17 protein-coding genes and 1 pseudogene are annotated in these 21,173 nt (G+C 67.8%); 9 read left to right on the plus strand and 9 right to left on the minus strand.

Annotated features, from left to right (window positions below; all coding sequences use genetic code 11):
- Positions 1-65: 65 nt before the first annotated feature.
- The 4 genes and pseudogenes from FKV23_RS10605 to FKV23_RS17710 all read left to right on the plus strand — a co-directional run bounded on the left by FKV23_RS10605 (position 66) and on the right by FKV23_RS17710 (position 4,244).
- Positions 66-1,520 (plus strand): aldehyde dehydrogenase family protein, encoded by a 1,455-nt coding sequence (locus FKV23_RS10605; RefSeq protein ID WP_141623816.1) that lies wholly within the window; start codon positions 66-68, stop codon positions 1,518-1,520.
- 31 nt (positions 1,521-1,551) lie between these two features.
- Positions 1,552-2,352, plus strand: coding sequence for a fructosamine kinase family protein (locus FKV23_RS10610; protein ID WP_141623817.1), 801 nt, complete (start codon positions 1,552-1,554; stop codon positions 2,350-2,352).
- Between the two features lie 512 nt (positions 2,353-2,864).
- Positions 2,865-3,023 (plus strand): annotated as a pseudogene (locus FKV23_RS17705) (VWA domain-containing protein); the annotation flags it as partial.
- Between the two features lie 144 nt (positions 3,024-3,167).
- Positions 3,168-4,244, plus strand: coding sequence for a vWA domain-containing protein (locus tag FKV23_RS17710; protein ID WP_341867588.1), 1,077 nt, complete (start codon positions 3,168-3,170; stop codon positions 4,242-4,244).
- A gap of 99 nt (positions 4,245-4,343) precedes the next feature.
- Here FKV23_RS17710 and FKV23_RS10620 read toward each other — a convergent pair whose 3' ends face one another.
- Positions 4,344-7,277: a bifunctional diguanylate cyclase/phosphodiesterase gene (locus FKV23_RS10620; RefSeq protein WP_244243985.1), complete on the minus strand. Its 2,934-nt coding sequence runs from the start codon at positions 7,275-7,277 to the stop codon at positions 4,344-4,346.
- Between the two features lie 319 nt (positions 7,278-7,596).
- On the opposite strand from FKV23_RS10620, the gene FKV23_RS10625 reads away from it, so the two are divergent.
- The 4 genes from FKV23_RS10625 to FKV23_RS10640 are packed head-to-tail and all read left to right on the plus strand — an operon-like array spanning position 7,597 to position 11,670.
- Complete coding sequence (locus FKV23_RS10625) at positions 7,597-8,187, plus strand: RNA polymerase sigma factor (RefSeq protein WP_141623818.1); 591 nt, start codon at positions 7,597-7,599, stop codon at positions 8,185-8,187.
- Positions 8,184-9,326, plus strand: a complete 1,143-nt coding sequence (locus FKV23_RS10630; RefSeq protein ID WP_141623819.1) for a hypothetical protein — start codon at positions 8,184-8,186, stop codon at positions 9,324-9,326. The genes FKV23_RS10625 and FKV23_RS10630 overlap by 4 nt, the downstream gene beginning before the upstream one ends.
- Positions 9,323-9,916: an IMPACT family protein gene (locus FKV23_RS10635; RefSeq protein ID WP_141623820.1), complete on the plus strand. Its 594-nt coding sequence runs from the start codon at positions 9,323-9,325 to the stop codon at positions 9,914-9,916. Before FKV23_RS10630 ends, FKV23_RS10635 begins: the two co-directional genes overlap by 4 nt.
- The gene (locus FKV23_RS10640) at positions 9,913-11,670 is read left to right on the plus strand and encodes an ABC transporter transmembrane domain-containing protein (protein ID WP_141623821.1); all 1,758 of its coding nucleotides are present in this window, start codon (positions 9,913-9,915) and stop codon (positions 11,668-11,670) included. The genes FKV23_RS10635 and FKV23_RS10640 overlap by 4 nt, the downstream gene beginning before the upstream one ends.
- A gap of 144 nt (positions 11,671-11,814) precedes the next feature.
- Here the strand turns inward: FKV23_RS10640 and FKV23_RS10645 are convergent, their stop codons facing one another.
- Both FKV23_RS10645 and FKV23_RS10650 read right to left on the minus strand, forming a co-directional pair.
- On the minus strand, positions 11,815-12,927 hold the full coding sequence (locus FKV23_RS10645; RefSeq protein WP_141623822.1) for a fatty acid desaturase family protein: 1,113 nt from the start codon (positions 12,925-12,927) through the stop codon (positions 11,815-11,817).
- 17 nt (positions 12,928-12,944) lie between these two features.
- Positions 12,945-14,051, minus strand: a complete 1,107-nt coding sequence (locus FKV23_RS10650; protein ID WP_141623823.1) for a ferredoxin reductase — start codon at positions 14,049-14,051, stop codon at positions 12,945-12,947.
- Between the two features lie 178 nt (positions 14,052-14,229).
- Here FKV23_RS10650 and fabR point away from each other — a divergent pair, with 178 nt between their 5' ends.
- Positions 14,230-14,820, plus strand: a complete 591-nt coding sequence (gene fabR, locus FKV23_RS10655; RefSeq protein WP_141623824.1) for an HTH-type transcriptional repressor FabR — start codon at positions 14,230-14,232, stop codon at positions 14,818-14,820.
- 73 nt (positions 14,821-14,893) lie between these two features.
- Here fabR and FKV23_RS10660 read toward each other — a convergent pair whose 3' ends face one another.
- The 6 genes from FKV23_RS10660 to nagZ all read right to left on the minus strand — a co-directional run bounded on the left by FKV23_RS10660 (position 14,894) and on the right by nagZ (position 21,032).
- Positions 14,894-16,528: an acyl-CoA dehydrogenase family protein gene (locus tag FKV23_RS10660; RefSeq protein ID WP_141623825.1), complete on the minus strand. Its 1,635-nt coding sequence runs from the start codon at positions 16,526-16,528 to the stop codon at positions 14,894-14,896.
- Between the two features lie 59 nt (positions 16,529-16,587).
- On the minus strand, positions 16,588-17,868 hold the full coding sequence (locus FKV23_RS10665; RefSeq protein ID WP_141623826.1) for an FAD-dependent oxidoreductase: 1,281 nt from the start codon (positions 17,866-17,868) through the stop codon (positions 16,588-16,590).
- A 515-nt stretch (positions 17,869-18,383) separates the two neighbouring features.
- Positions 18,384-18,596 (minus strand): cold-shock protein, encoded by a 213-nt coding sequence (locus FKV23_RS10670; protein ID WP_141623827.1) that lies wholly within the window; start codon positions 18,594-18,596, stop codon positions 18,384-18,386.
- A gap of 117 nt (positions 18,597-18,713) precedes the next feature.
- A complete protein-coding gene (locus FKV23_RS10675) occupies positions 18,714-19,466 on the minus strand; it encodes an S-methyl-5'-thioinosine phosphorylase (protein WP_141623828.1) in 753 nt (250 codons plus the stop codon).
- 4 nt (positions 19,467-19,470) lie between these two features.
- A complete protein-coding gene (locus FKV23_RS10680) occupies positions 19,471-20,022 on the minus strand; it encodes a hypoxanthine-guanine phosphoribosyltransferase (RefSeq protein WP_141623829.1) in 552 nt (183 codons plus the stop codon).
- A complete protein-coding gene (gene nagZ / locus FKV23_RS10685; RefSeq protein WP_141623830.1) occupies positions 20,022-21,032 on the minus strand; it encodes a beta-N-acetylhexosaminidase in 1,011 nt (336 codons plus the stop codon). Before nagZ ends, FKV23_RS10680 begins: the two co-directional genes overlap by 1 nt.
- Between the last annotated feature and the right edge of the window lie 141 nt (positions 21,033-21,173).

Genomic DNA, 21,173 nt, shown 5'->3' on the forward strand with positions numbered 1-21,173 from the left:
CGCGCCCCCTTCTCTTCATCAGTATTTCCCTTCATCAATATTTCCCTTCATCAACGGAGCCCGCCATGGCCAAACCCGCACGCACCGCCTCCGGACTGAAGCCCAGCTATCCCTATTACCTTGCCAACCGCCCGGTTGCCGCCAACACCGACCTGGAAGTGCTGGACAAGTACAGCGGCAGGATCGCAACCCGCGTCGCCTTCGCCGATGCCCGGGTGGTGCGCAAGGCAATCGTCGCCGCCTACAAGGCACGCGAGGCGATGGCCGCATTCCCGCCCGACAAGCGCCGCGACGTGCTGGAGCACTGCGCGCGCCGCTTCGAGGAACGCTTCGAGGAACTGGCGCTGGCATTGTGCGTGGAAGCCGGCAAACCGATCCGCGACGCACGCGGCGAGGTCACCCGGCTGATCGATACCTTCCGCATTGCCGCCGGTGAAGCGACCCGGATCAATGGCGAGTCGCTCGAGCTGCAAATCTCCCCGCGCACGCGCGGCTATCGCGGCATGGTCAAGCGCGTGCCGATCGGCGTGTGCAGCTTCATCACCCCGTTCAACTTCCCGCTCAACCTGGTCGCGCACAAGGTCGCGCCGGCGATCGCGGCCGGTTGCCCGTTCGTGCTCAAGCCGGCGTTCAAGACCCCGGTCGGCGCACTGATCATCGGCGAGATCCTCGCCGAGACCGACCTGCCCAAGGGCGCGTTCTCGGTGATCTGCTGCTCCAACGAGGACGCCACGGCACTGGTGGAAGACGACCGCATCGCCCTGCTCAGCTTTACCGGCGGCCTGGTCGGCTGGGATCTGAAATCGCGTGCGGGGAAGAAGAAGGTCACCCTGGAGCTGGGTGGCAACGCCGCCTGCATCGTCGACGCCGACCCCGGACTGAAGCTGGACCAGGTGGTCGAGCGGCTGGTGTTCGGCGCCTACTACCAGAGCGGGCAAAGCTGCATCAGCGTGCAACGCATCTATGCCCACGCCGACATCTACGACAAGCTGCGCCGCAAGCTGAAAGCCGCGGTGGCCAAACTGCCGATGGGCGACCCGCGCGACGAGAAGACCTTCATCGGCCCGGTGATCGACGAAGACTCCGCGAAACGGATCGAAACGTGGATCGACGAAGCCCGGGCCTGCGGCGCGAAGAAACTCGTCGGCGGCAAGCGCAGCGGCAACATGTTGCCTGCGACCCTGATCGAGAACGTGCCGCGCACCACCGCGCTGCATCGTGAGGAGGCTTTCGGGCCGGTGGCGGCGATCGAGGCCTTCGAAGACTTCGAGGATGCGCTCGATTCGGTCAACGACAGCGATTTCGGCCTGCAGGCAGGCGTATTCACCGGCAGCCTCGCCCACGCCATGCGCGCCTGGGACCGGCTGGAGGTGGGCGGCGTGGTGATCGGCGACGTGCCGAGCTTCCGCGTCGACAACATGCCCTATGGCGGGGTGAAGAATTCCGGCCTCGGCCGTGAGGGCGTGCGTTATGCGATCGAGGACATGACCGAGCCGAGACTGCTGGTGATCCGCGGCTGACGGCACCGGGCCGGGCAGCAGGCGCCTTCCCTTGGACGCGGCACTCCGACTGCTGGACCAGGCCGGCGACGGCCTGCACCGCGCACAGGTGCATGGCCGGCCGGTGGTGCTGAAGCGCCGTACCGGCGCACCGGCAGGCTTCTTCGCCGCGGAGGCACACGGACTGGAAGTGTTGCGTGCGACGGGCGCGATGCGGATACCGGACGTGCTCGCGCTCGGCGCCGACGGCATCGTCCTGGAAGACCTCGGCCATGGCCGGCCGACATCGGCGCAGTGGTCCGCGGCAGGCGCGGCGCTGGCCACGCTGCATCGGACGACCGGAGCCGCGTTCGGATTCGACGCCGATGGCTGGTGCGGCGACAGCACGCAGGACAACACCCGCGACAGCGACGGCCATCGCTTCTTCGCCGAGCGCAGGCTGCTGCCACAGGCACGATGGGCCCGCGATGCCGGGCTGTTGGCGGCCGCAGACATCGCCCGCATCGAATCGATCTGTGAACGCCTGCCTGGACGTCTGCCCACCGCGCCTCCGGTACTCGTCCACGGCGACCTCTGGTCCGGCAACCTGCACGCCTGTGCCGATGGCGGGCTGGCCCTGATCGACGGCGCTGCCGTCCACCACGGTTGGGCCGAAGGCGACCTGGCCATGCTGGTCCTGTTCGGCGGCCCGCCGGAATTGTTCTTCGATGCCTACCAGAAGGCCGCCGGCATCGGTGCGGACTGGCGCGAACGCGCACCGCTGCTGAACCTCTACCACCTGCTCAACCACCTGAACCTGTTCGGAGCGGGCTATCTGCATCAGGTGCAGGCGGTGCTGAAGCGATTCGCGTAGGCCGACGTTCCGGGGCGACCTTCGACCCGGTCGGATCGCCAACCTGATGACCAACCCAACCCCGTTCCCGGAGCCGGTGCGTTCAACCCCCATGAACGCCACCACCACGAGGATCCGCAAATGCACGGGACCATCTGCAACAGCACCGCTCGCAATACCCGCCTGGCCGCCGCCATCGCAGCCGCCTGTCTGCTGGCCGCATGCCAGTCCGCCGGTCCGCATTCCGGGCGCGATGCCGCTGTCGAGGCGGCCGAGGCCGGTGCGCAGACCGCGGATGCGGCGGCGCCCCGGGAATCGGCGACCCTGGACCGCATCGAGGTCACCGGCTCACGGATCATGTCCGACGTGCGCCTGCAGCGACGCGAAAAGGCATCACCTGAACCGGCACAGGCCGTCGCCCTGCACTCACCGGCGCCGATGGCGCCGCCCCTCCCGCCTGGTACTCCCAGCCCGCCAACACCGAGAAATACGCCGAACGCGACGACAACCCGGTCCAGCGCACCAGCGAGCAACCGGTGTCGACCTTCTCGGTCGATGTCGACACCGGCAGCTACACCAACGTCCGCGGAATGATCCGCCAGGGCATGCGCCCACCGGCCGATTCGGTGCGCGCGGAGGAGTTCATCAACTACTTCAACTACGGCCACCCGGCCCCGGCAAACCGCAAGGTGCCATTCCGGGTCACGACCGAACTGGCACCGGCGCCGTGGAACGACAAGCGGCAGTTGCTGATGATCGGAATCAAGGGCTATGACGTGCCGAAGGCGACGCTGCCGCCGGCCAACCTGGTGTTCCTGATCGATACTTCCGGCTCGATGTATTCGCCGGACAAGCTGCCGTTGCTCAAGCAATCGCTGTCGATGCTGGCCAGGCAGTTGCGACCGCAGGACCGGGTTTCGATCGTCGCCTACGCCGGTTCGGCCGGACTGGTGCTGCCGCCCACGACCGGCGACCGGCAGGGCGAGATCCTGGCCGCGCTCGAACAATTGCAGGCCGGCGGCAGTACCAATGGTGGCGAAGGCATCCAGCTTGCCTATGCGATGGCACGGCAGGCCTTCGTCGAAGACGGGGTGAACCGGGTGATACTTGCCACCGATGGCGACTTCAATGTCGGCACCGTGGACCAGAACTCACTGGAAACGCTGGTCGCCGACCAGCGCCAGTCCGGCATCGCCCTGACCACGCTCGGCTTCGGCCGCGGTAATTACAACGACGCGCTGGCGGAGAAACTGGCCAATGTCGGCAACGGCAACCACGCCTACATCGACAGCGCACAGGAGGCGCGCAAGGTGCTGGTCGAGGAGATGGGCTCGACCCTGCTGACGATTGCCCAGGACGTGAAGATCCAGATCGAGTTCAACCCGGCGCAGGTGTCCGAGTACCGCCTGATCGGCTACGAGAACCGGGTGCTCGCACGCGAGGACTTCGACAACGACAAGGTCGATGCCGGCGAGATCGGCGCCGGCCATGAGGTCACCGCCCTGTACGAACTGACTCCGACCGGCTCCGGCGCGGATCGGCTGCCACCGCTGCGCTACGGTGCACAGGCGCCCTCGCCCGCCCCGGGCCTGGACAACGAGGTCGCCCACCTGAAGCTGCGCTACAAGCGCCCGGGCGAGGACATCAGCCGTCTGATCGAGACGCCGGTCCGTGCTTCGCAGTTGGCCTCCGCGCCCGGTCCGTCCTTGCGCTTCGCCGCCGCAGTGGCCGGTTTCGCCGACCTGCTGCGCGGTGGCAGTCGCTTCGATGGCTGGGGCTGGGATGCGGTACTGGCCGAAGCGCGTTCGATGCGCGGCGACGACGCCAACGGCACCCGCTCGGGGTTCGAGCAACTGGTCCAGGATGCGCGGACGCTGGTGGATCCGGACGCGACGGCAGCAGTGAGCCGGTAACCGACAGCCCGGGTAGCTCCGGACGTGATCCGGGGCACCCGGGACGGGAGAAACGGATCGATCCGTAGTCGTGTCGATCCACGATCGCGCACGGGAGCGCTACGCCGCAGCCACCTCGTACATCGGTGTCTCCACCGGTCGGCCATAGAGATAGCCCTGGCCACGGGTACAGCCGAGTTCGGCCAGTATCCGGCTCTGTTCCCCGGTCTCGATGCCTTCTCCGATGGTGTAGATGCCCAGCGTGCCAGCCAGCGCCTGAATCGCACGGATCACCGCCACGGATTCCTGGCCGCCGCCGGCATCGAGACCGGCCACGAAGCTGCGGTCGATCTTCAGGCACTCGATCGGGAACCGGTGCAGGTAGGACAGCGCCGAATAGCCGGTGCCGAAGTCGTCGATCTGGGCCAGTACGCCATGCTCGCGCAGGTTGTGCAGCATGCGGATCGCGCGCGCGATGTCGTCGAGCAGCGCCACTTCGGTGATCTCGATGCGCAGGCGCGACGGATCGGCGCCGGCCTCGTCTGCGAGCCGCAGCAGACGGTCGCCAAAGTCGGTGGCGCGAAAGTGGCGCGGCGAGACGTTGATCGACACGTAGCTGTCGCCGGGCTCGGCCGCCAGGTGCCGCAGGACGCGGCGATACATCAGCCAGTCGACCTGCTCGATCAGGCCGCAGTCCTCGCCCATGCCGATGAACTCGCCCGGAAGCAGCAAGCCACGTCGCTCGTGCTTCCAGCGCAGCAGGGCCTCATGGCCAACCACCGCGTTGCTTTCGAGACAGATGATCGGCTGGTAGAAGGCGACGAAGTCGTCGTTGTTGATCGCACGCCGCAGGTCGGCCTCGAGATCGAGGATCCGTACCGCCTGATCGCGCATGGCCTGGTCGAAGATCGCCCAGCGATCGCGTCCGGCGGCCTTGGCGCGGTACATCGCCGCGTCGGCATCGCGCAGCAGGTCGGCACCGTTGCGGTAACGGGGATTCCAGAACGCGATGCCGATACTGGCCGAGGGAAACACCTCGCGTCCGGCCACCCAGCACGGCTGGCTGAGCAGCGAAAGGATTCGCTGTGCCAGGGTCTCGACCACGATCTGGCTGTCGTGCTTCTCGTCCAGGTTCTCGACCAGGATCGCGAACTCGTCGCCGCCAAGCCGGGCCACGGTGTCGTCCTCGCGCACGGCCGCGACAATGCGCCGGCCCGCCTCGACCAGCAGGTGGTCGCCGGCCGAGTGGCCGGCGCTGTCGTTGACCAGCTTGAAACGGTCCAGGTCCAGGAACAGGACGGCAAAGGATGGCGTTGCGGCCGGTTGCTGCCGCGCACGGCTGATGGCCAGCCCCAGCCGCTCCAGCAACTGGCTGCGATTGGGCAGGCCGGTCAGGGCATCGTGGCGTGCCTGATAGGTCAGGCGCTGCTCGGCACGCAGACGCTCGCCGATCTGCTCGAGCAGTTCGGCATTGGCCTGGGCCAGTTCCTGGGTGCGCGCCTGCACCCGCTGTTCAAGGTCGGCATGGGCAGCCACCAGCCGGTCCTGCGCACGCTTGCGGGCCAGGCCATTGCTGATGTGATGGGCGACGAAGGTCAGCAACTCCTGGTCGCGGCGGGTGAAGCTGATCGCCACCGAATAGCTCTGTACCGCGATCACGCCGACCACCGCGCCCTCGTGGAACAACGGCACCCCGAGCCAGCAATGCGGCATGGCGCCGCGCGGACTCACCTCGCCCGAATTCTCCAGTTGCAACAGACGCTGGCTGTCGGCCAGCAGCGCCTTGCCGGCGCGGATCACCCATTCGGTCAGGCCGGAACCGAGCTTGCGGGTCGGCCGCACCGGCTCCCGCTCGTCCACCGAATACGGGAATCCGAGCGTGTTGTCGTCGTCGCGCAGGATCGCGATGTAGAAGTTGCGCGCATACAACAGTTCGCCGACGACATCGTGGATCTGGGCATAAAAGCGCTCCAGCGAGCCGGAGGTGATCGACAGTTCGGCGATCCGGAACAGCGCCCGCTGCAGGCGCTCGGCGCGCTGTCGCTCGACGATCTCGGCCTGCAGGTCGCGATTGGTCAGCTGCAGCGCATAAGTGCGCTCCTCGACCCGCCGCTCGAGCTCGTCGCGGGCCCGGCGACGGTCGAGCGCGGTCAGGATGTGCTGGGCGACATAGCTCAACAGCGCACGCTCCTCCTCGCCGTAGACGTTCGCCCGTTCGTAAGACTGCACGACCAGCGCGCCGCAAACATGATCGTCACGACGTATCGGCACGCCCAGCCAGTCCTCGCTGTCGGGGCCGTGGGCGATATCCCGGGACACGCCCAGGCGGTGCCGGATCTCGGCCGAGGGCCCGAATTGCGCCTCGCCCTTCTTGAGCAGCGCGAAGGTCATGCTGTTGGGCAGCTCGCGCTCGTGGATCTCGCGCCCGGGATCGGCCACGTAGGGGTCGCGGCTGTCGGCGAAGTAAAGGAAGCGGATGGTGGCGCGGACCTCGTCGTAGAGCACGATGTAGAGGTTTTCGGCATACATCAGTCCACCGACGACATGATGGATGCGCTCGAGCATCTCGGACACATCCATGTCCGAACCGGACAGGTCGGCGATCTCGTACAGCGCCTGCTGCAGGCGCTCGGACTTCTGCAGCGAGTGCACGCGAACCAGGGCGTGCTCGGCGACCAGCCAGGTGTCGATCAGACCGCGGGCCATGTCGAGCCACTCGTGGCGCTCTGCCTGCGGCAGGGGCTCACCGAGAACGGCCGCGAGCGCCACGCGGGTACCATCGCTGGTGGTCCAGGCACTGCCGATCCGGCGCGGCCCTTCATTGCCGGGCTGGTTGGCGAGCAGACGCGCCGCCATCACCCGGGCCTGCGAGTCCGCCCCATTCCCGCCCGTACCAGTGGCTTCGTCCCCATCGCGTTGCCAGCTCAGCGCCACATCCCCACCGTGGCCAAGCGTCGAGCGCAGCACCCGCAACAGCGCGTCAGCGGTTGGCGCCGTGCCGGCGACCGGCACGACGGCGACTCCTTCCTTCGATTGCAGCGTCTGCAGCCCCATTCGATACGCGCCCATTCAGCTCATACAAAGGAGCACACCGTTCAGGGGTACGCCTTTCAGAAGTCACGCCTTCCCGGTGCATTCCCGGACAACCCCGAACCGCCCTTGCGTGCGTTGGAGCTTTCATGAGCCTGGCAATCCCTGATTGCCGCTGGGCACCAGTCCCGCCGGCAATACCCCAAGACGTACACAATGCCCGAGCCGCATCCCGACGGCAATGTCGAACGCCGGCATCGAAAGCAGAACCGTGCCCGACACGGCTGCCCGCGGTTGCGGGCATGGCTTTCCACCCGGAGCGCTTGGCCGTAATCTGCCGCAGATGGATTCGGGGACCGACACCGCCGCCGTACCCGCGCAGGAACTCGCGCGGGATCCGGACGACACCGCACTGATGCTGGCCTGGGCCGGTGGCGACGTGACCGCTTTCGAACAGCTCTATGCCCGTCATCGCGCACCGTTGTACCGCTTCCTGATGCGCCAGCTGCGCGATGCGGCGCTGGCCGACGAGTTTTTCCAGGACGTGTGGCAGCGCGTGATCGCTGCTCGCGCGAGCTGGAAGCCCGAGGCCGCATTCAGCACATGGCTCTACCGGATCGCGCACAATCGCCTCAACGACCACTGGCGCGGCCTGAAGCACCGGCCCCCGGCCCCCGAGGACGGCGATGAGCGCACCGCCCGTATCCCCGACCCGGATACGCCCGAACGCAGCCTGTCCGAATTCGAACAGCGCCGCCGGCTGCAATGCGCGATCGAGGAACTGCCCGATGAGCAGCGCGTGGTGGTGACGCTGCGGCTGGAGCAGGAACTGAGCCTGGAGGAGATCGGCGAGATCACCGGCGTCGGCCGGGAAACGGTGAAGTCGCGGCTTCGCTACGCGATGGACAAGCTGCGCACGAGATTGAACGAATGAACCCCCACGACCACGAACCGCTGACACCCGGGGAACGCGAACTGGCCGAGCGCCTGTCGCGGCTGGGTCCGCACGCCGGCCCGCCAGCGGCACTGGACGCGAAGATCCTAGCCGCCGCCCACGCCGCCGTGGTCTCGGTGCCGCGACGCCGGCGCCGTCGCTGGCTGGGCCTGTCCGGCGGCGCTGGCGGACTGGTGTCCGGTCTCGGTCTGGCTGCGTCGCTGACCGTGGTGCTGGGCGTGGTCTGGCAGCTGCGTCCCACCCAGGAAATCCTGCCGCAGATGAGCGAAAGCCCCGCCGGCGCTGTCGAGCAGGTGATCCTGATCGAAGGCGAACTGCCCTCGGTCGAGCCGCGTACACGGATCGTCGAACCACCGCCGGCCGAACAGACTGCGCCGCGACCGGCTCCGGCTCCGGTGCCGGCCGCGACATCGCCGGCAGCGGAACCGGAAAGCCGCAAGGCAGCGGTTGCCACGCAGGCCGAACCTGCCGCGACCAGGGCCGTGCCGCCTGCCGGAGCAGCGGCCGTGCACAGCGACGAACTCCCGGCCACCGACGAAGCCGCTCCGGCTCCCGAGGCATTCCCCGTCGCTCCGATAGCGGCCGACGCTCCGAAAGCCGATCAGGCGGCCCCGGCCTCCGCGCCGGGTCGCGCCACCTATACCCGCGCTGCCCGTGCGCAGGCGGAACGGGCCGAACGCGCGCGCCATGAGCGACAGGCCGCGCCTGCGCCGTCCGCGCCGGCGGCCTTGCGTGCCCCGTCGCCGGCAGCGGCAGCCGCCGACAGCGACGCCGAAACCGTCGCGGCCGGAGCCGGTGAAGAGAAGATCGAGGAAACAAGCGAAGTCGCCCTCGACCGTATCACCGTGACCGGCAGCCGCATCGCCCCGACCGCCTCCATGCCCGTGCACGAGGACAGCCGCCTCGCCCCACTCGACTGGCTGCAGCGCATCCGTGACCGCATCGAAGCCGGGGACACCGAAACCGCACGCGAAAGCCTGCGCCGTTTCCACAAGGCGCATCCGCGCGTGCGCCTGCCCGACGACCTGCGAGCGCTTCTGGACGGCGCATCCCTGGACGGCGAGCAACTGGATCACGAGCCGGCGGAAACGACCGACTCGTCCCCCTCCCTGCGATGAGTGCCGACACCCTCGCCGGACGCGTCCAGCACAGCGCCGAGGTCAAGCACAGCCGGTTCCTGGCCCAGGCCGCGCCGGTGACGACACCGGATGAAGCGCTGGCATTCTTCGACGAAGTCGGCGACCCGGCCGCCACCCACAACTGCTGGGCGTACCGTATCGGCGGCCTGTACCGCTTCAACGACGACGGCGAACCGGCCAGCACCGCGGGGCGGCCGATCCTGGCCGCGATCGAGGGTCAGGGCTTCGACCGCGTTGCGGTGGTGGTGACGCGCTGGTTTGGTGGCATCAAGCTCGGCGCTGGCGGCCTAGTCCGCGCCTACGGCGGCTGCGCGGCCGAATGCCTGCGCACCGCGCCACGGCAGCCACTGGTCGAGATGGCGACGCTGGAGATCGCCTACGGCTTCGAGGACACCGGCACCGTGCATGCCACGGTGGCCCAGTTCCCGGCCGAAAAGCTCGACGAACGGTTCGATGCCGGCGGCGCACGGATGCGGCTGGAATTGCCGGCCGATGCCGTCGCCCCCTTGAAAGAGCGCCTGCGCGACGCCACCCGTGACCGGGTGCGCCTTGTCGACGAGCAGCAATGACCAACACGCCCCCTGCCAAGGCCCCCATCGGCCACCTGCGTACGCTGTGGCCATTCGTGCGCCGCCACCGCGGCCTGTTCTTCGCCTGGCTGGCAGCGCTGGCCTTCTCGTCGGCCGCGACGCTGAGCCTTCCGCTCGCGTTCCGCACCGTGATCGACCAGGGTTTCTCCACCGGTGGCGAGGGCATCGACCGTGCGTTCGCGCTGCTGTTCGTTGTCGCGCTGATACTGGCGTTCGCCACTGCGGCGCGATTCTTCTTCGTCTCCGTGCTCGGCGAACGCGTGGTCGCCGACCTGCGCCGCCAGCTGTACTCGCACCTGATCGGCCTCGACTCGGGTTTCCACGACGGCAACCGCAGCGGCGAACTGGTCTCGCGGCTCACGGCCGACGCCGAGCTGCTGCGCAACGTGGTCGCGACCAGCATGTCGGTCGCCCTGCGCAGCAGCGTCACCTTCCTCGGCAGCATCGTGATGCTGTTCGTGACCAGTCCGCGGCTCGCGGCCTGGGCAATGATCGGCATCCCGCTGGCGGTGCTGCCGATCGTGATCGGCGCGCGCCGGCTGCAGAAGATCTCGCGCTCGGCACAGGACCGCATCGCCGACGCCAACGCCCTAGCCACCGAAACCCTCGGCGCGGTGCGCACGGTGCAGGCACACGCACGCGAACCTTATGAACGCGGCCGCTTCGGCGATGCCATCGCCACCGCGGTCGCGACCGCGCGCCGCCGCATCCAGGCCCAGGCCTGGGTCACCGCGATCGCGATCAGCCTGGTGTTCGGCGCGATCACCCTGGTGCTGTGGATGGGCGCACATGACGTGGCCGCCAATCGCATGAGCGCCGGTACGCTCGGCCAGTTCGTGCTGTACGCGCTGATCGGCGGCGGCTCGATCGGCGCGCTGGCCGAGGTCTGGAACGAACTGCAACGCGCGGCCGGCGGCATGGGCCGGGTCAGCGAGCTGCTTGATGCCGAGCCGGCGATCACCGCACCCGCGCATCCGGAGCTGCTGCCGCAGCCGCTACGTGGCGAAATCGCATTCGACGGCGTCACCTTCCACTACCCGGCCCGCCCCGACCTGCCTGCGCTGGACGACTTCGAGCTGAAGGTGGCACCGGGCGAGACCGTGGCGCTGGTCGGACCATCCGGCGCCGGCAAGAGCACGGTGTTCTCGCTGCTGCTGCGCTTCCACGACCCGGACACGGGAACGGTGCAGGTGGACGGCGTTGACGCGGCCCGACTCGACCCCGCCGACCTGCGCGAGGCGATCGCGCTGGTGCCGCAACAACCGACCATCTTCGCCACCAGCGCGCGCGAGAACATCCGCTACGGGCGACTGGATGCCGCCGATGCCGACATCGAATCCGCAGTCCGTGCCGCGCATGCGGCGGATTTCATCGAAGCGTTGCCGCAAGGCCTCGACACCGAACTCGGCGAACGCGGCACACGCCTGTCCGGCGGCCAGCAACAGCGCATCGTGATTGCCCGCGCCCTGCTCAAGGACGCACCGATCCTGCTGCTCGACGAAGCCACCAGCGCACTCGACGCGCAGAGCGAACGCGCCGTGCAACAGGCGCTGGAAACCCTGATGGAAGGCCGCACCACCCTGGTCATCGCGCACCGGCTGGCAACCGTGCTCAAGGCCGACCGCATCGTGGTGATGGATCGCGGTCGAATCGTCGCCGAGGGCACCCACGCGCAGCTGCTGGCCGAAGGCGGGCTTTACGCGGAGCTGGCCAAGCTGCAGTTCCTGGACTGATCCCGGCACTCGCCGTAGCCCGGGTAAGCGAAGCGCACCCGGGAATTGACGATGGATGTCCCGGGTGCGCTTCGCTTACCCGGGCTACGGAGCAGCGAGGAGATCGCGTGCTGTCATTCCCCCGCTCTGTTCCGACTCCGACAACTACCCGTTCGCCACCAATGGCACCGCGCGCCGCGGCCGGCTCGGGAACGCGTGGCGCAGGATCCGCCACGCCACCTGGCCGAACTGTTTAGGCAACGAGCCGGTGTTGTACTGCTGGCCATAGCGGGCACAGATGTCGCGGACCTCGGGCGCCAGTTCCGCGTAGCGGTTGGCCGGGATGTCCGGATAGAAATGGTGTTCGATCTGGTGGCTGAGGTTGCCGGACAACACGTCGATGCCGAAGCCGCCGGAGATGTTCGACGACCCGCGCAGCTGACGCAGATACCAGTGACCGCGCGACTCATTCTTGATCACGTCGCGCGGGAAGGTCTCCACGTCGGTGGTGAAGTGGCCGCAGAAGATGATCACGTAGGTCCAGACATTGCGGATCAGGTTGGCGGCCATGTTGCCGAGCAGCACGGTCAGGAAGAACGGCCCGGCCAGCGCGGGGAACAGCACATAGTCCTTGAACAGCTGGCGGCCCATCTTGCGACCGACCGGGCGGAACTTGCGCCACAGCTGCGAGCTGCTCATCTTGCCCTTGAACCAGTTGCCCAGCTTGAGGTCCTGGATCGCCACGCCCCACTCGAACAGCAGCGCGAACACCGGCGCGACGATCGGCTGCAGCAGGAAGAACGGATGCCACTTCTGCTCGGGGAAGATGCGCAGCAGGCCGTAGCCGATGTCGTCGTCGAGCCCGCGCACGTTGGTATAGGTGTGGTGGCGGAAGTTGTGGGTCCTGCGCCAGTTCTCGGAGGTGGCGACGATGTCCCACTCGTAGGTCTTGCCATTGAGCTGCGGGTCGCCCATCCAGTCGTACTGGCCGTGGATGACGTTGTGGCCGAGCTCCATGTTCTCGAGGATCTTCGACAGCGCCAGCAACAGCACGCCGGCGATCCAGGCCGGGATCAGCACGCTGTGCACGAAGGCGCCGAGGAACAGCAGGCCACGGCCGGCGACGCCGGTGTAGCGCACCGCCTTGACCACATTGCGGATGTAGCGGGCGTCGCGCTCGCCCAGCGTGGCGACGGTGCGTGCGCGCAGGGCGTCGAGTTCGGCGCCGAAGGCGTCGAGTTCGGCAGGGGTCAGGGCACGGCTCTTTGCTTTGCTCATTCTCGGATCGGCCTTGTTCACAGGTCGAGGGTCAGGTCGGTGACGGCGCTGTGGATGCACAGCTTCAGCGCGCTCATGTTCTCGTGGACCAGCTCCCCGCTGGGCAGGTGGCGCACGCTGCCGGCGGACTTTCCGCAGGCGCAGGTGTTGCAGATGCCCATGCGGCAGCCGGAGGGTGGCCGCAGGCCTTCCGCCTCCAGCGCGGCCAACAGCGTTCTGCCACGTGGCACCCGCAGCACCTTGCCGCGCCGGGCCAGGGTCAGTTCGACTTCACCCTCGTCGGTGACCGGCACATCGGGCAGGGTGAAGGCCTCGGACTGGAAGCTGCGGACACGGCCATCGAGCAGCTCGCGTGCGCTTTCGACGAAACCGCCGGGACCGCAGGCCATCACCTGCCGTCCGGCCAGGTCCGGCACCAGCGACGACAACAATGCTTCGCCGATGCGGCCTTCATGTTCGTCGGCCTCGCGGGGCTGCTCCCGGGTCAGCAGCAGGTGCAGGGTGAAACCGTCGTGCGCCGCCGCCAGCGCGCGCAGCTCGTCGACAAAGCACATCTCCTCCCGGCGACGGGCCCAGTAGACCAGGGCCAGCGGTACCGGCATGCCCTCTGCAGCCAACCCGCGGAGCATCGACATCAGCGGGGTGATGCCGCTGCCGGCAGCCAGGAACAGCCATTCGCCCCGAGGCTGCTCCGGCAGGGTCATGTCGCCGAAGGCCGGGCCGATCTCGAATATCTCGCCCTTTTCCGCCCGCTCGAACAGATTCGGGCTGACCCTGCCACCCGGCATCTGCTTGACCGTGATCGCGACCAGCCCGTCGGCACGCGGCGGCTGCGACAGGCTGTAGCTGCGGGTGATGCGGGCGCCGCCGATCTCCACGCCCAGATTGACGTGCTGGCCGGGGCGAAATCCGGCCCAGTGCCGGTTGGGCCGCAACAGCAGGGTCACCGTATCGCACGACTCCCTGCGACGTTCGACCAGCTGTGCCAGCGGGCGCTCCCAGGTCCACAACGGATGGACGCGGGAGGCCCAGAAATCAAAGACATGCGGGGTGACCAGCGGACGCAGCCAGCTGCGCAGGCCGGTGCTGTGGCTGGACCGCGAAGGACGGGGGCGGGCACTCATGGACGGCACTATACCAGCGTGCGGACAAATGTATATACAACTGTATATTAATTGCGCGATGATGGTCTCATCCGCCTGACCAGGTTCAGTTTCGTCATACTCGCCCCGTGACAACCCCCTCCCCCGTACTGCGCCGCCCGCCGCCCTCGACGACCACGGTCCCGGCCGCAAGCCGTCGATCTCGCGCGACGACATCCTGGCCGCGGCACTGAAGCTGGTCGGCCCGCACCGCAGCGTCTCCACGCTGAGCCTGCGCGAGGTCGCGCGCGAGGCCGGGATCGCGCCGAACAGCTTCTACCGCCAGTTCCGCGACATGGACGAACTGGCGGTGGCGCTGATCGACCTGGCGGGCCGCTCATTGCGACAGATCATTGGCGAGGCGCGCCAGCGCGTGGCCGGCGGCAAGCTCAGCGTGATCCGCAGCTCGGTGGAGGCGTTCATGGAACAGCTGCGCGCCGACGACAAGCTGCTGCACGTGCTGCTGCGCGAGGGCACGGTCGGCTCGGACGCGTTCAAACAGGCGGTCGACCGTGAGCTGGAGTTCTTCGAGGAGGAATTGCGGCTGGACCTGATCCGGCTGGCCCGGCTCGACCATGCCACCCTGCACCAACCGGCGCTGGCGGCGAAAGCGATCACCCGGCTGGTGTTCGCGGTCGGTGGCACCGCGATGGACCTGCCGCCGGAGAAGGATCCGGAGCTGGTCGACCAGCTCACCACGATGGTGCGGATGATCGTGACCGGCGCGCGCACCCTGCCGCCGGAGCAGTAGTTACGAAGAGGCGCACGATGTAACCCAGGTAAGGCGAAGCCGCACCCGGGCTGCGGTCACAGACGTGCCGGAGTCACGGCAGTGCGCGGGCGATGATCGCGTCGAAGCCGATACCGGCCGGCAAGGTGCCGAACGCGAGGCCGTGCCCGCCCTCAAGGCGGCTGCGAACGAAGGCCTCGGCCATCGGACTGCCTGCGCGCAACAGCGCCGCCGCCTGCAATCCCAGCGCCAGCTGTTCCACCAGCATGCGTGCCCCACCCTCCTCGGCCCGCGCGATCGAGGCCGCCAATCCGGCTATGAACTCCTCCGGCACGCCGTCGACCGCAGACAATTCCTGCTGCAATGCGGCCATACACTCGGGCTCGCGCACCAGCGCACGCAGCACGTCGAGGCACTGGATGTTACCGCTGCCTTCCCAGATCGAGTTCAACGGCGCCTGCCGGTACAGCCGCGGCAGCATCGACTCTTCGACGTAGCCGGCGCCGCCCAGGCATTCCTGCGCCTCGTTGACGAAGGCCGGTGCGCGTTTGCAGATCCAGTACTTGCCGATCGCGGTCGCGATGCGTGCGAACGCCGCTTCATCCGAATCCTTCGGCGCGGCATCGACCGCGCGCGCGACCCGCATCGACAACGCCAGCGCTGCTTCGGATTCGAGCGCGAGATCGGCCAGCACGTTGCGCATCAGTGGCTGTTCGACCAGCCGCTTGCCGAACGCGCGGCGGTGACGGGCGTGGTGGATGGCCTGCGCCAGCGCCATCCGCATCTCCGCCGCCGAGCCGAGCATGCAATCCAGGCGCGTGAGCATGACCATGCGGATGATGGTCGCCACCCCGCGCCCCTCGTCGCCGACGCGGCGCGCCCAGGCACCGTCGAATTCGACCTCGGAGGAAGCGTTCGACCAGTCGCCGAGCTTGTCCTTCAGGCGCATGATCCGGAACGCGTTGCGACTGCCGTCCGGGCGCCAGCGCGGCATCAGCAAACAGGTCAGTCCACCCGGTGCCTGCGCAAGCACCAGGAAGCCGTCCGACATCGGCGCCGAGAAGAACCACTTGTGGCCAACCAGTTCGTATTCGTCGCCCGACAGCGGCGTGGCGACGGTGGTGTTCGCGCGCACGTCGCTGCCGCCCTGCTTCTCGGTCATGCCCATGCCGAGGGTCACACCGAGCTTGTCTGAGATCGGCACGTTGCGCGGGTCGTAATGCGGCGCTGCGGCCTTGGTGGCCCATTCGGCCAGCGCCGGCACCTGTTGCAGCACCGGTACCGCGGCGTGGGTCATGGTCAGCGGACAGCTGCTGCCGGGTTCGACCTGGTGATGGAGATAGCTCAGCGCCGCGCGGGCAACATGCGCACCCGGCTGCGGCTCGTGCCAGGACAGGCCGGCGACACCGTGTTCGACCGCCGCCTGCATGACCGCGTGGTAGTTGGGGTGGAACTCGACCACGTCGATGCGATGGCCAAAGCGATCGTGGGTGCGCAGGCGCGGACGGTCGCGATGGGCATCGAAGCCGAGCGCATACAGCGTGTCGCCAGCCAGCCTGCCGTAGGCCGCGACCTGTGGCTGCCATTCCTCCCCACCCTCGCGCAGCAGGGATTCACGCAATGCGATGTCGTCCCGCCAGAGATCGCGCGGGGCGAACTCGGGTGGCTGGTTGCCGACCTCGTGGGTCGGCCGAATCGGGGACGGTGCGTCGTCGAACGTGGCAGTCATGTGCGGCTCCCTGCACGAATCGTGGGCTGGACTCCAACCCGATTCTAAAGAGTATCGCTCTAGACAGCCCGGTCCTGAGACGTTTCGGCCAAAGCGTCCGATGCTGGAAGACTCGCGGCATGAGCCGTCATGACATCGAGAAAAGCCTCCGGCAGCGACTGCGTACCCAGCCAGCCGCGACGGGTACCGGTCAGCACGCGCAGCATCTGGCCGCGCCCGCCCGGCAACCGCGACAGCGGATGGAACACCCGGTCGCGCAACGCCGCCAGGCGGTCGTGCCCGGACTGGAACAACGGCGTCAGCCAGCGGCTCCAGAAGTGGTAGATGCCGACATGGGCACGCCGCTCGCGCTGGTACTGTGCGAAAGCCGCCGCCGGGACCGGATGCCGGTGCAGTGCATCGCGCAGCGCCAGCGCGTCCATCAGTGCCATGTTCACGCCCTGCCCCAGTTGCGGGCTCATCGCGTGCGCGGCATCGCCGACGGCGACCGCGCGCCCACGATGCCAGCGCCGCAGCACCGCGTCCCGGTAGCGTGCCTGTGCGAGTCCGCCCGGCACTTCAGTATCGGCCAGCGCCGTGGCCGCCTCGGGCCAGACCGCCCCTACTTCGTCACGCCACGCGCCGGCATCGCGACCGGCCTCGGCCAGCTGATCGACGGGCAGGCTCCAGAAGAAACTCATCCGTGGCACTGGATCATCGATGCGGCGGCCAACCGGCAGCATGCCGACCATCCGCCGTGCACCCACGTAACGCTGGCGCAGCTCGTCCGGCCAGGCCCAGCCGCGCTGTTCGACAAGGCACCATTGCGCACCCCATGGATAGGGCCGATCCAGCGCCGGCTCTACGACCAGGCCGCGCAGGCCCGAGGCGGCACCGTCGGCAACGATGACGATGTCGTACGGGCCATGGGTATTGCCGTCCGCATCATCGAGCAGGCCTCGCTCGGCGTCGACGGCGACGATCTGCCGCCCGCAACGCACCTGACGCCCTTCGCGCCATGCGGCATCGAGCAGACCGAACAGGGCCCCGCGCTGCATGCCCAGGCCGAAGAACGGCGATGAACCGCCATGCCTGAGTTCGCGATAACGCATGTCCATGACCGCACGCCCCTGCACGGTTTCGCCATACAGGCGCTCGATGCGCACCCCCAGTGCCAGCGCTTCATCGAGCAGGCCCAGCTCCCACAACACCGCCAGCCCGGTCGGCTGCAGCAGGAAGCCTGCCCCGACTGGGCCCAGTACCGGTGCGCGTTCGAATACCTCCACCTCGTGCCCATCGCGCGAAAGCAGCAGCGCCGATGCCTGCCCGGCGGTGCCGTATCCGACAATTCCGATTTTCACTGCGTTACCTCATGTTCCTGGCCATCCAGGCATGCCTCATAAAAAAGGTTCTTCTCCCGATCGAGGGAAAGCGCCGTGTCTGTTGGATGACTGGGGCGCCGGGGGCGAAGGCCCTTGGATGTGAATGTCCCCCGGCGCCGGCCATGGCCGGCGCCTCCTCCTTGATTTCACACCCAAGGGCCTTCGCCCCCGACGTTCGGACATCACCGGTGGTCCCAGAAGCAAAACCCCGGGGAGGACCGGCTTCGCGTTCCAGCGTGGCCGCGCGACCCGATGTGGCCTGCCGGCCTTGGCGGCGAAATCAAGGAGGAGGCCGCCGCCACGGGCGGCGGCCGGGGGACATTCGTCGTCAAGGCCGGCAGGTCGCGTCGGGACAGCCAGATAGCGGCGAGAACCTGCAGTCGAACGCGAGCGGCAGCGCCTTCGCTGAAGGCGACCTTCCGCGATTGGGTGAAAATCCATGAAAAAACCCCGCCAATCCGGCGGGGCCTGGAAATATCGACATCAGGAGTCGATCACGCTTCGACCGTCGGCGACACCTCGGAGGCCTGGGCACCTTTCGGGCCCTGGGTCAGCTGGTAACTGACACGCTGGCCTTCCTGCAGACTGCGGAAGCCTTTTGCGTTGATTGCGGAGAAATGGACGAAAACGTCCGCACTGCCATCCTCGGGTGAGATGAAGCCGAATCCCTTGGCGTCGTTGAACCACTTCACGGTACCGTACTGCATGTCCTTGATGACCTCATGCTGGATGCGATGGTGCGCCAGCGCGGGAACGCGCCTGACGCAGGCCGAGTATGCAAACTGAACGGCCGCTTGACAACTGGCAGGGAGCCTGCCCGATATTCAGCTCCGAAGAAGCGCTTCCAACAGCGTCGGCAGACCGGCCGAAGCGGCAGTGACGTTGTCGAGCACGTCCTGCAGGGTGATTACCTCGTCCGGATCGGGTCCGGCGCCTGCCGCCCAGTTGGCGACGATGGCCAGGCAGGCGTAATCCAGACCCAGTTCGCGGGCCAGTCCGGCCTCGGGCATGCCGGTCATGCCGACCAGGTCGCAACCGTCACGGCGCATGCGTGCGATCTCGGCACGGGTCTCCAGCCGCGGCCCCTGGGTGGCGCCGTAGCAGCCGCCATCGACCAGCGCGACCCCGGCCCGCGCCGCCGCAGCCAACACCACTTCGCGCAGCGAACGGGTGTACGGCTCGCCGAAATCGACGTGAAGCACCTCGCTACCCGGCTCCTCGCAAAGAGTCGAGATGCGGCCCCAGGTGTAATCGATCAGCTGGTCCGGGCAAGCCAACACGCGCGGACCGAAGCGCTCGGTAATGCCGCCGACGGTATTGAGCGCGAGCACGCGCGACGTCCCGAGATCCTGCAACGCTGCCAGGTTGGCGCGGTAATTGACCTTGTGCGGCGGTACCGAGTGGCCTTCGCCGTGGCGGGCGAGGAAAGCGACGCGATGCCCCGCCATGGTGCCGATGCGCACAGGTCCGGACGGCTCGCCGAAGCGGGTCGAGGGCTGGACAGTTTCGATGTCCTGCAGTTCCGCCAACTTGTACAGGCCGGTACCGCCGATGACGGCAAGGTCGATGGAACTCATCGCATCAATCCTTCAAGGCGTAGACGGCCGGCAGGTTGCGGCCCTGCTCGTGGAAATCCATGCCATAGCCGAACACGTAGCGATCCGGCACTTCAACGCCAATGTAGTCGGCACGTATGCCCTCGACACAGCGGTCATGTTGCTTGACCACCAGCACCGCCACCCGCACCTCACGCGCGCCTTCGCTGAGACACCACTCGATGATCCCGGCCAGGGTATGACCCTCGTCGAGGATGTCGTCGGCGAGCAGCACGCGTCGGCCCTTGAGCGGCGTTGCCGGACGGTGTTTCCAGACCAGGTCGCTGCCGCGGGTTTCGCCGCGGTAGCGGGTCGCATGCAGGTAATCGAACTCGAGGTCGAGCCCGCGCGCGCCCAGCTCCATCGCCAACCGCGCCGCGAACGGCAGGCCGCCGTGCATCACGGTGAGGAAAACCGGTACTTCGTCATGGTCGGCGCGGATCTCATCCGCCATCCGTGCAATCGACTGTTCGAGCGTGGCCTGCTCGACCACGAGATCGGAATTTTCCAACGCCCAAACCAGGTCACGTCCACTCATCAACCAAAATCCTCCAGCCGGCTGCGGCTGTCACTGTAGCGATTGTCGGCCAGCAGGGCGTCCCAGCCGAGCGCCCCGCGCCCGAGCAGCCCTGTCAGCGCCATGGTATCGAGCGGGCGGCCCTGCACCGCCGCGAGCGAATCCTCGACCAGCTCCGGGTGGCAGACCAGCACCACGTCGCAACCGGCATCGAGGTGCGCATTGACCCGCGCGCCCACACCACCGACGGTGTCGGCCGCCTTCATGCCGATATCGTCACTGAAGACAACGCCACGGAACCCCAGTCCGCCCAACGCGCGATCACCGCGCAGGATGTCGTTGATCCAGCGCGACGAGAAGCCGGCCGGCTCGGTATCGACCCGCGGATAGACCACGTGCGCCATCATTACGGCGTCGGCGCCGGCCTCGATTCCGGCCGCGAACGGCACCAGGTCCAGCGCGCGGATCTCATCCAGGTCGCGCGGATCGGCAGCGGTCTCGAAATGCGTATCCTCGGCCACCGAACCATGGCCGGGGAAATGCTTGAGAGTCGCCGCCATGCCGGCCTCGTGCATGCCCTCGACATAGGCGCGGGCGAAGGCAGCGACCGCATCGGGTGCATCCGAAAAGGCGCGATTGCCGATCGCGCGGTTGCCCCGACCGAGGTCGACCACTGGCGCGAAGCTCAGGTCGACGCCGCTGGCGCGGACCTCGCTCGCCATCAACCAGGCGTGCTCGCGTGCCAGTTGCAGCGCGGCTTCCGGGTCGCGCGCATGCAGACCTCCGAACCTTTCCAGCGCCGGCAATGCGCTGTAACCCTCTCGAAAACGCTGCACGCGTCCACCCTCCTGATCGACGCAGACCAGTTGCGGCCGCGGCGCGGCCTCGCGGATCGCCTGCGACAGCTCGGCCACCTGCGCGCGCGAGGCGAAATTGCGTGCGAACAGCACCACGCCGGCGCAGGCATCGTGCTGCAGCCAGTCGCGCTCCTGCGCGGTGAGTCCGGTACCGGCAAGCCCAATCAACAACATCGTCGAACATCCATGGAATGAACTCGGGTCACTGTAGAACGAAGCGGCTCCCGCACGACACCTTCGTTTCTCCCCGCACACGGGAGAGGGGAAAAGGCCGAGTGCGGATCCGGCGCACGCTACACGTCCCCCCGGCCTGCT

Source organism: Lysobacter alkalisoli (assembly GCF_006547045.1).
In the GTDB taxonomy this organism is placed as follows: Bacteria; Pseudomonadota; Gammaproteobacteria; order Xanthomonadales; family Xanthomonadaceae; genus Marilutibacter; species Marilutibacter alkalisoli.

Excerpts from the sequence above, each read along its gene's own strand:
- FKV23_RS17710 (WP_341867588.1), top strand. The coding sequence starts at position 3,168 with ATGTATTCGCCGGACAAGCTGCCGTTGCTCAAGCAATCGCTGTCGATG.
- FKV23_RS10630 (WP_141623819.1), top strand. The coding sequence starts at position 8,184 with ATGAACCCCCACGACCACGAACCGCTGACACCCGGGGAACGCGAACTG.
- FKV23_RS10645 (WP_141623822.1), bottom strand. The coding sequence starts at position 12,927 with ATGAGCAAAGCAAAGAGCCGTGCCCTGACCCCTGCCGAACTCGACGCC.
- FKV23_RS10650 (WP_141623823.1), bottom strand. The coding sequence starts at position 14,051 with ATGAGTGCCCGCCCCCGTCCTTCGCGGTCCAGCCACAGCACCGGCCTG.
- FKV23_RS10640 (WP_141623821.1), top strand. The coding sequence starts at position 9,913 with ATGACCAACACGCCCCCTGCCAAGGCCCCCATCGGCCACCTGCGTACG.
- FKV23_RS10620 (WP_244243985.1), bottom strand. The coding sequence starts at position 7,277 with ATGGGGCTGCAGACGCTGCAATCGAAGGAAGGAGTCGCCGTCGTGCCG.
- FKV23_RS10660 (WP_141623825.1), bottom strand. The coding sequence starts at position 16,528 with ATGACTGCCACGTTCGACGACGCACCGTCCCCGATTCGGCCGACCCAC.
- nagZ (WP_141623830.1), bottom strand. The coding sequence starts at position 21,032 with ATGTTGTTGATTGGGCTTGCCGGTACCGGACTCACCGCGCAGGAGCGC.
- FKV23_RS10680 (WP_141623829.1), bottom strand. The coding sequence starts at position 20,022 with ATGAGTGGACGTGACCTGGTTTGGGCGTTGGAAAATTCCGATCTCGTG.
- FKV23_RS10625 (WP_141623818.1), top strand. The coding sequence starts at position 7,597 with ATGGATTCGGGGACCGACACCGCCGCCGTACCCGCGCAGGAACTCGCG.
- FKV23_RS10675 (WP_141623828.1), bottom strand. The coding sequence starts at position 19,466 with ATGAGTTCCATCGACCTTGCCGTCATCGGCGGTACCGGCCTGTACAAG.
- FKV23_RS10635 (WP_141623820.1), top strand. The coding sequence starts at position 9,323 with ATGAGTGCCGACACCCTCGCCGGACGCGTCCAGCACAGCGCCGAGGTC.
- FKV23_RS10670 (WP_141623827.1), bottom strand. The coding sequence starts at position 18,596 with ATGCAGTACGGTACCGTGAAGTGGTTCAACGACGCCAAGGGATTCGGC.
- FKV23_RS10605 (WP_141623816.1), top strand. The coding sequence starts at position 66 with ATGGCCAAACCCGCACGCACCGCCTCCGGACTGAAGCCCAGCTATCCC.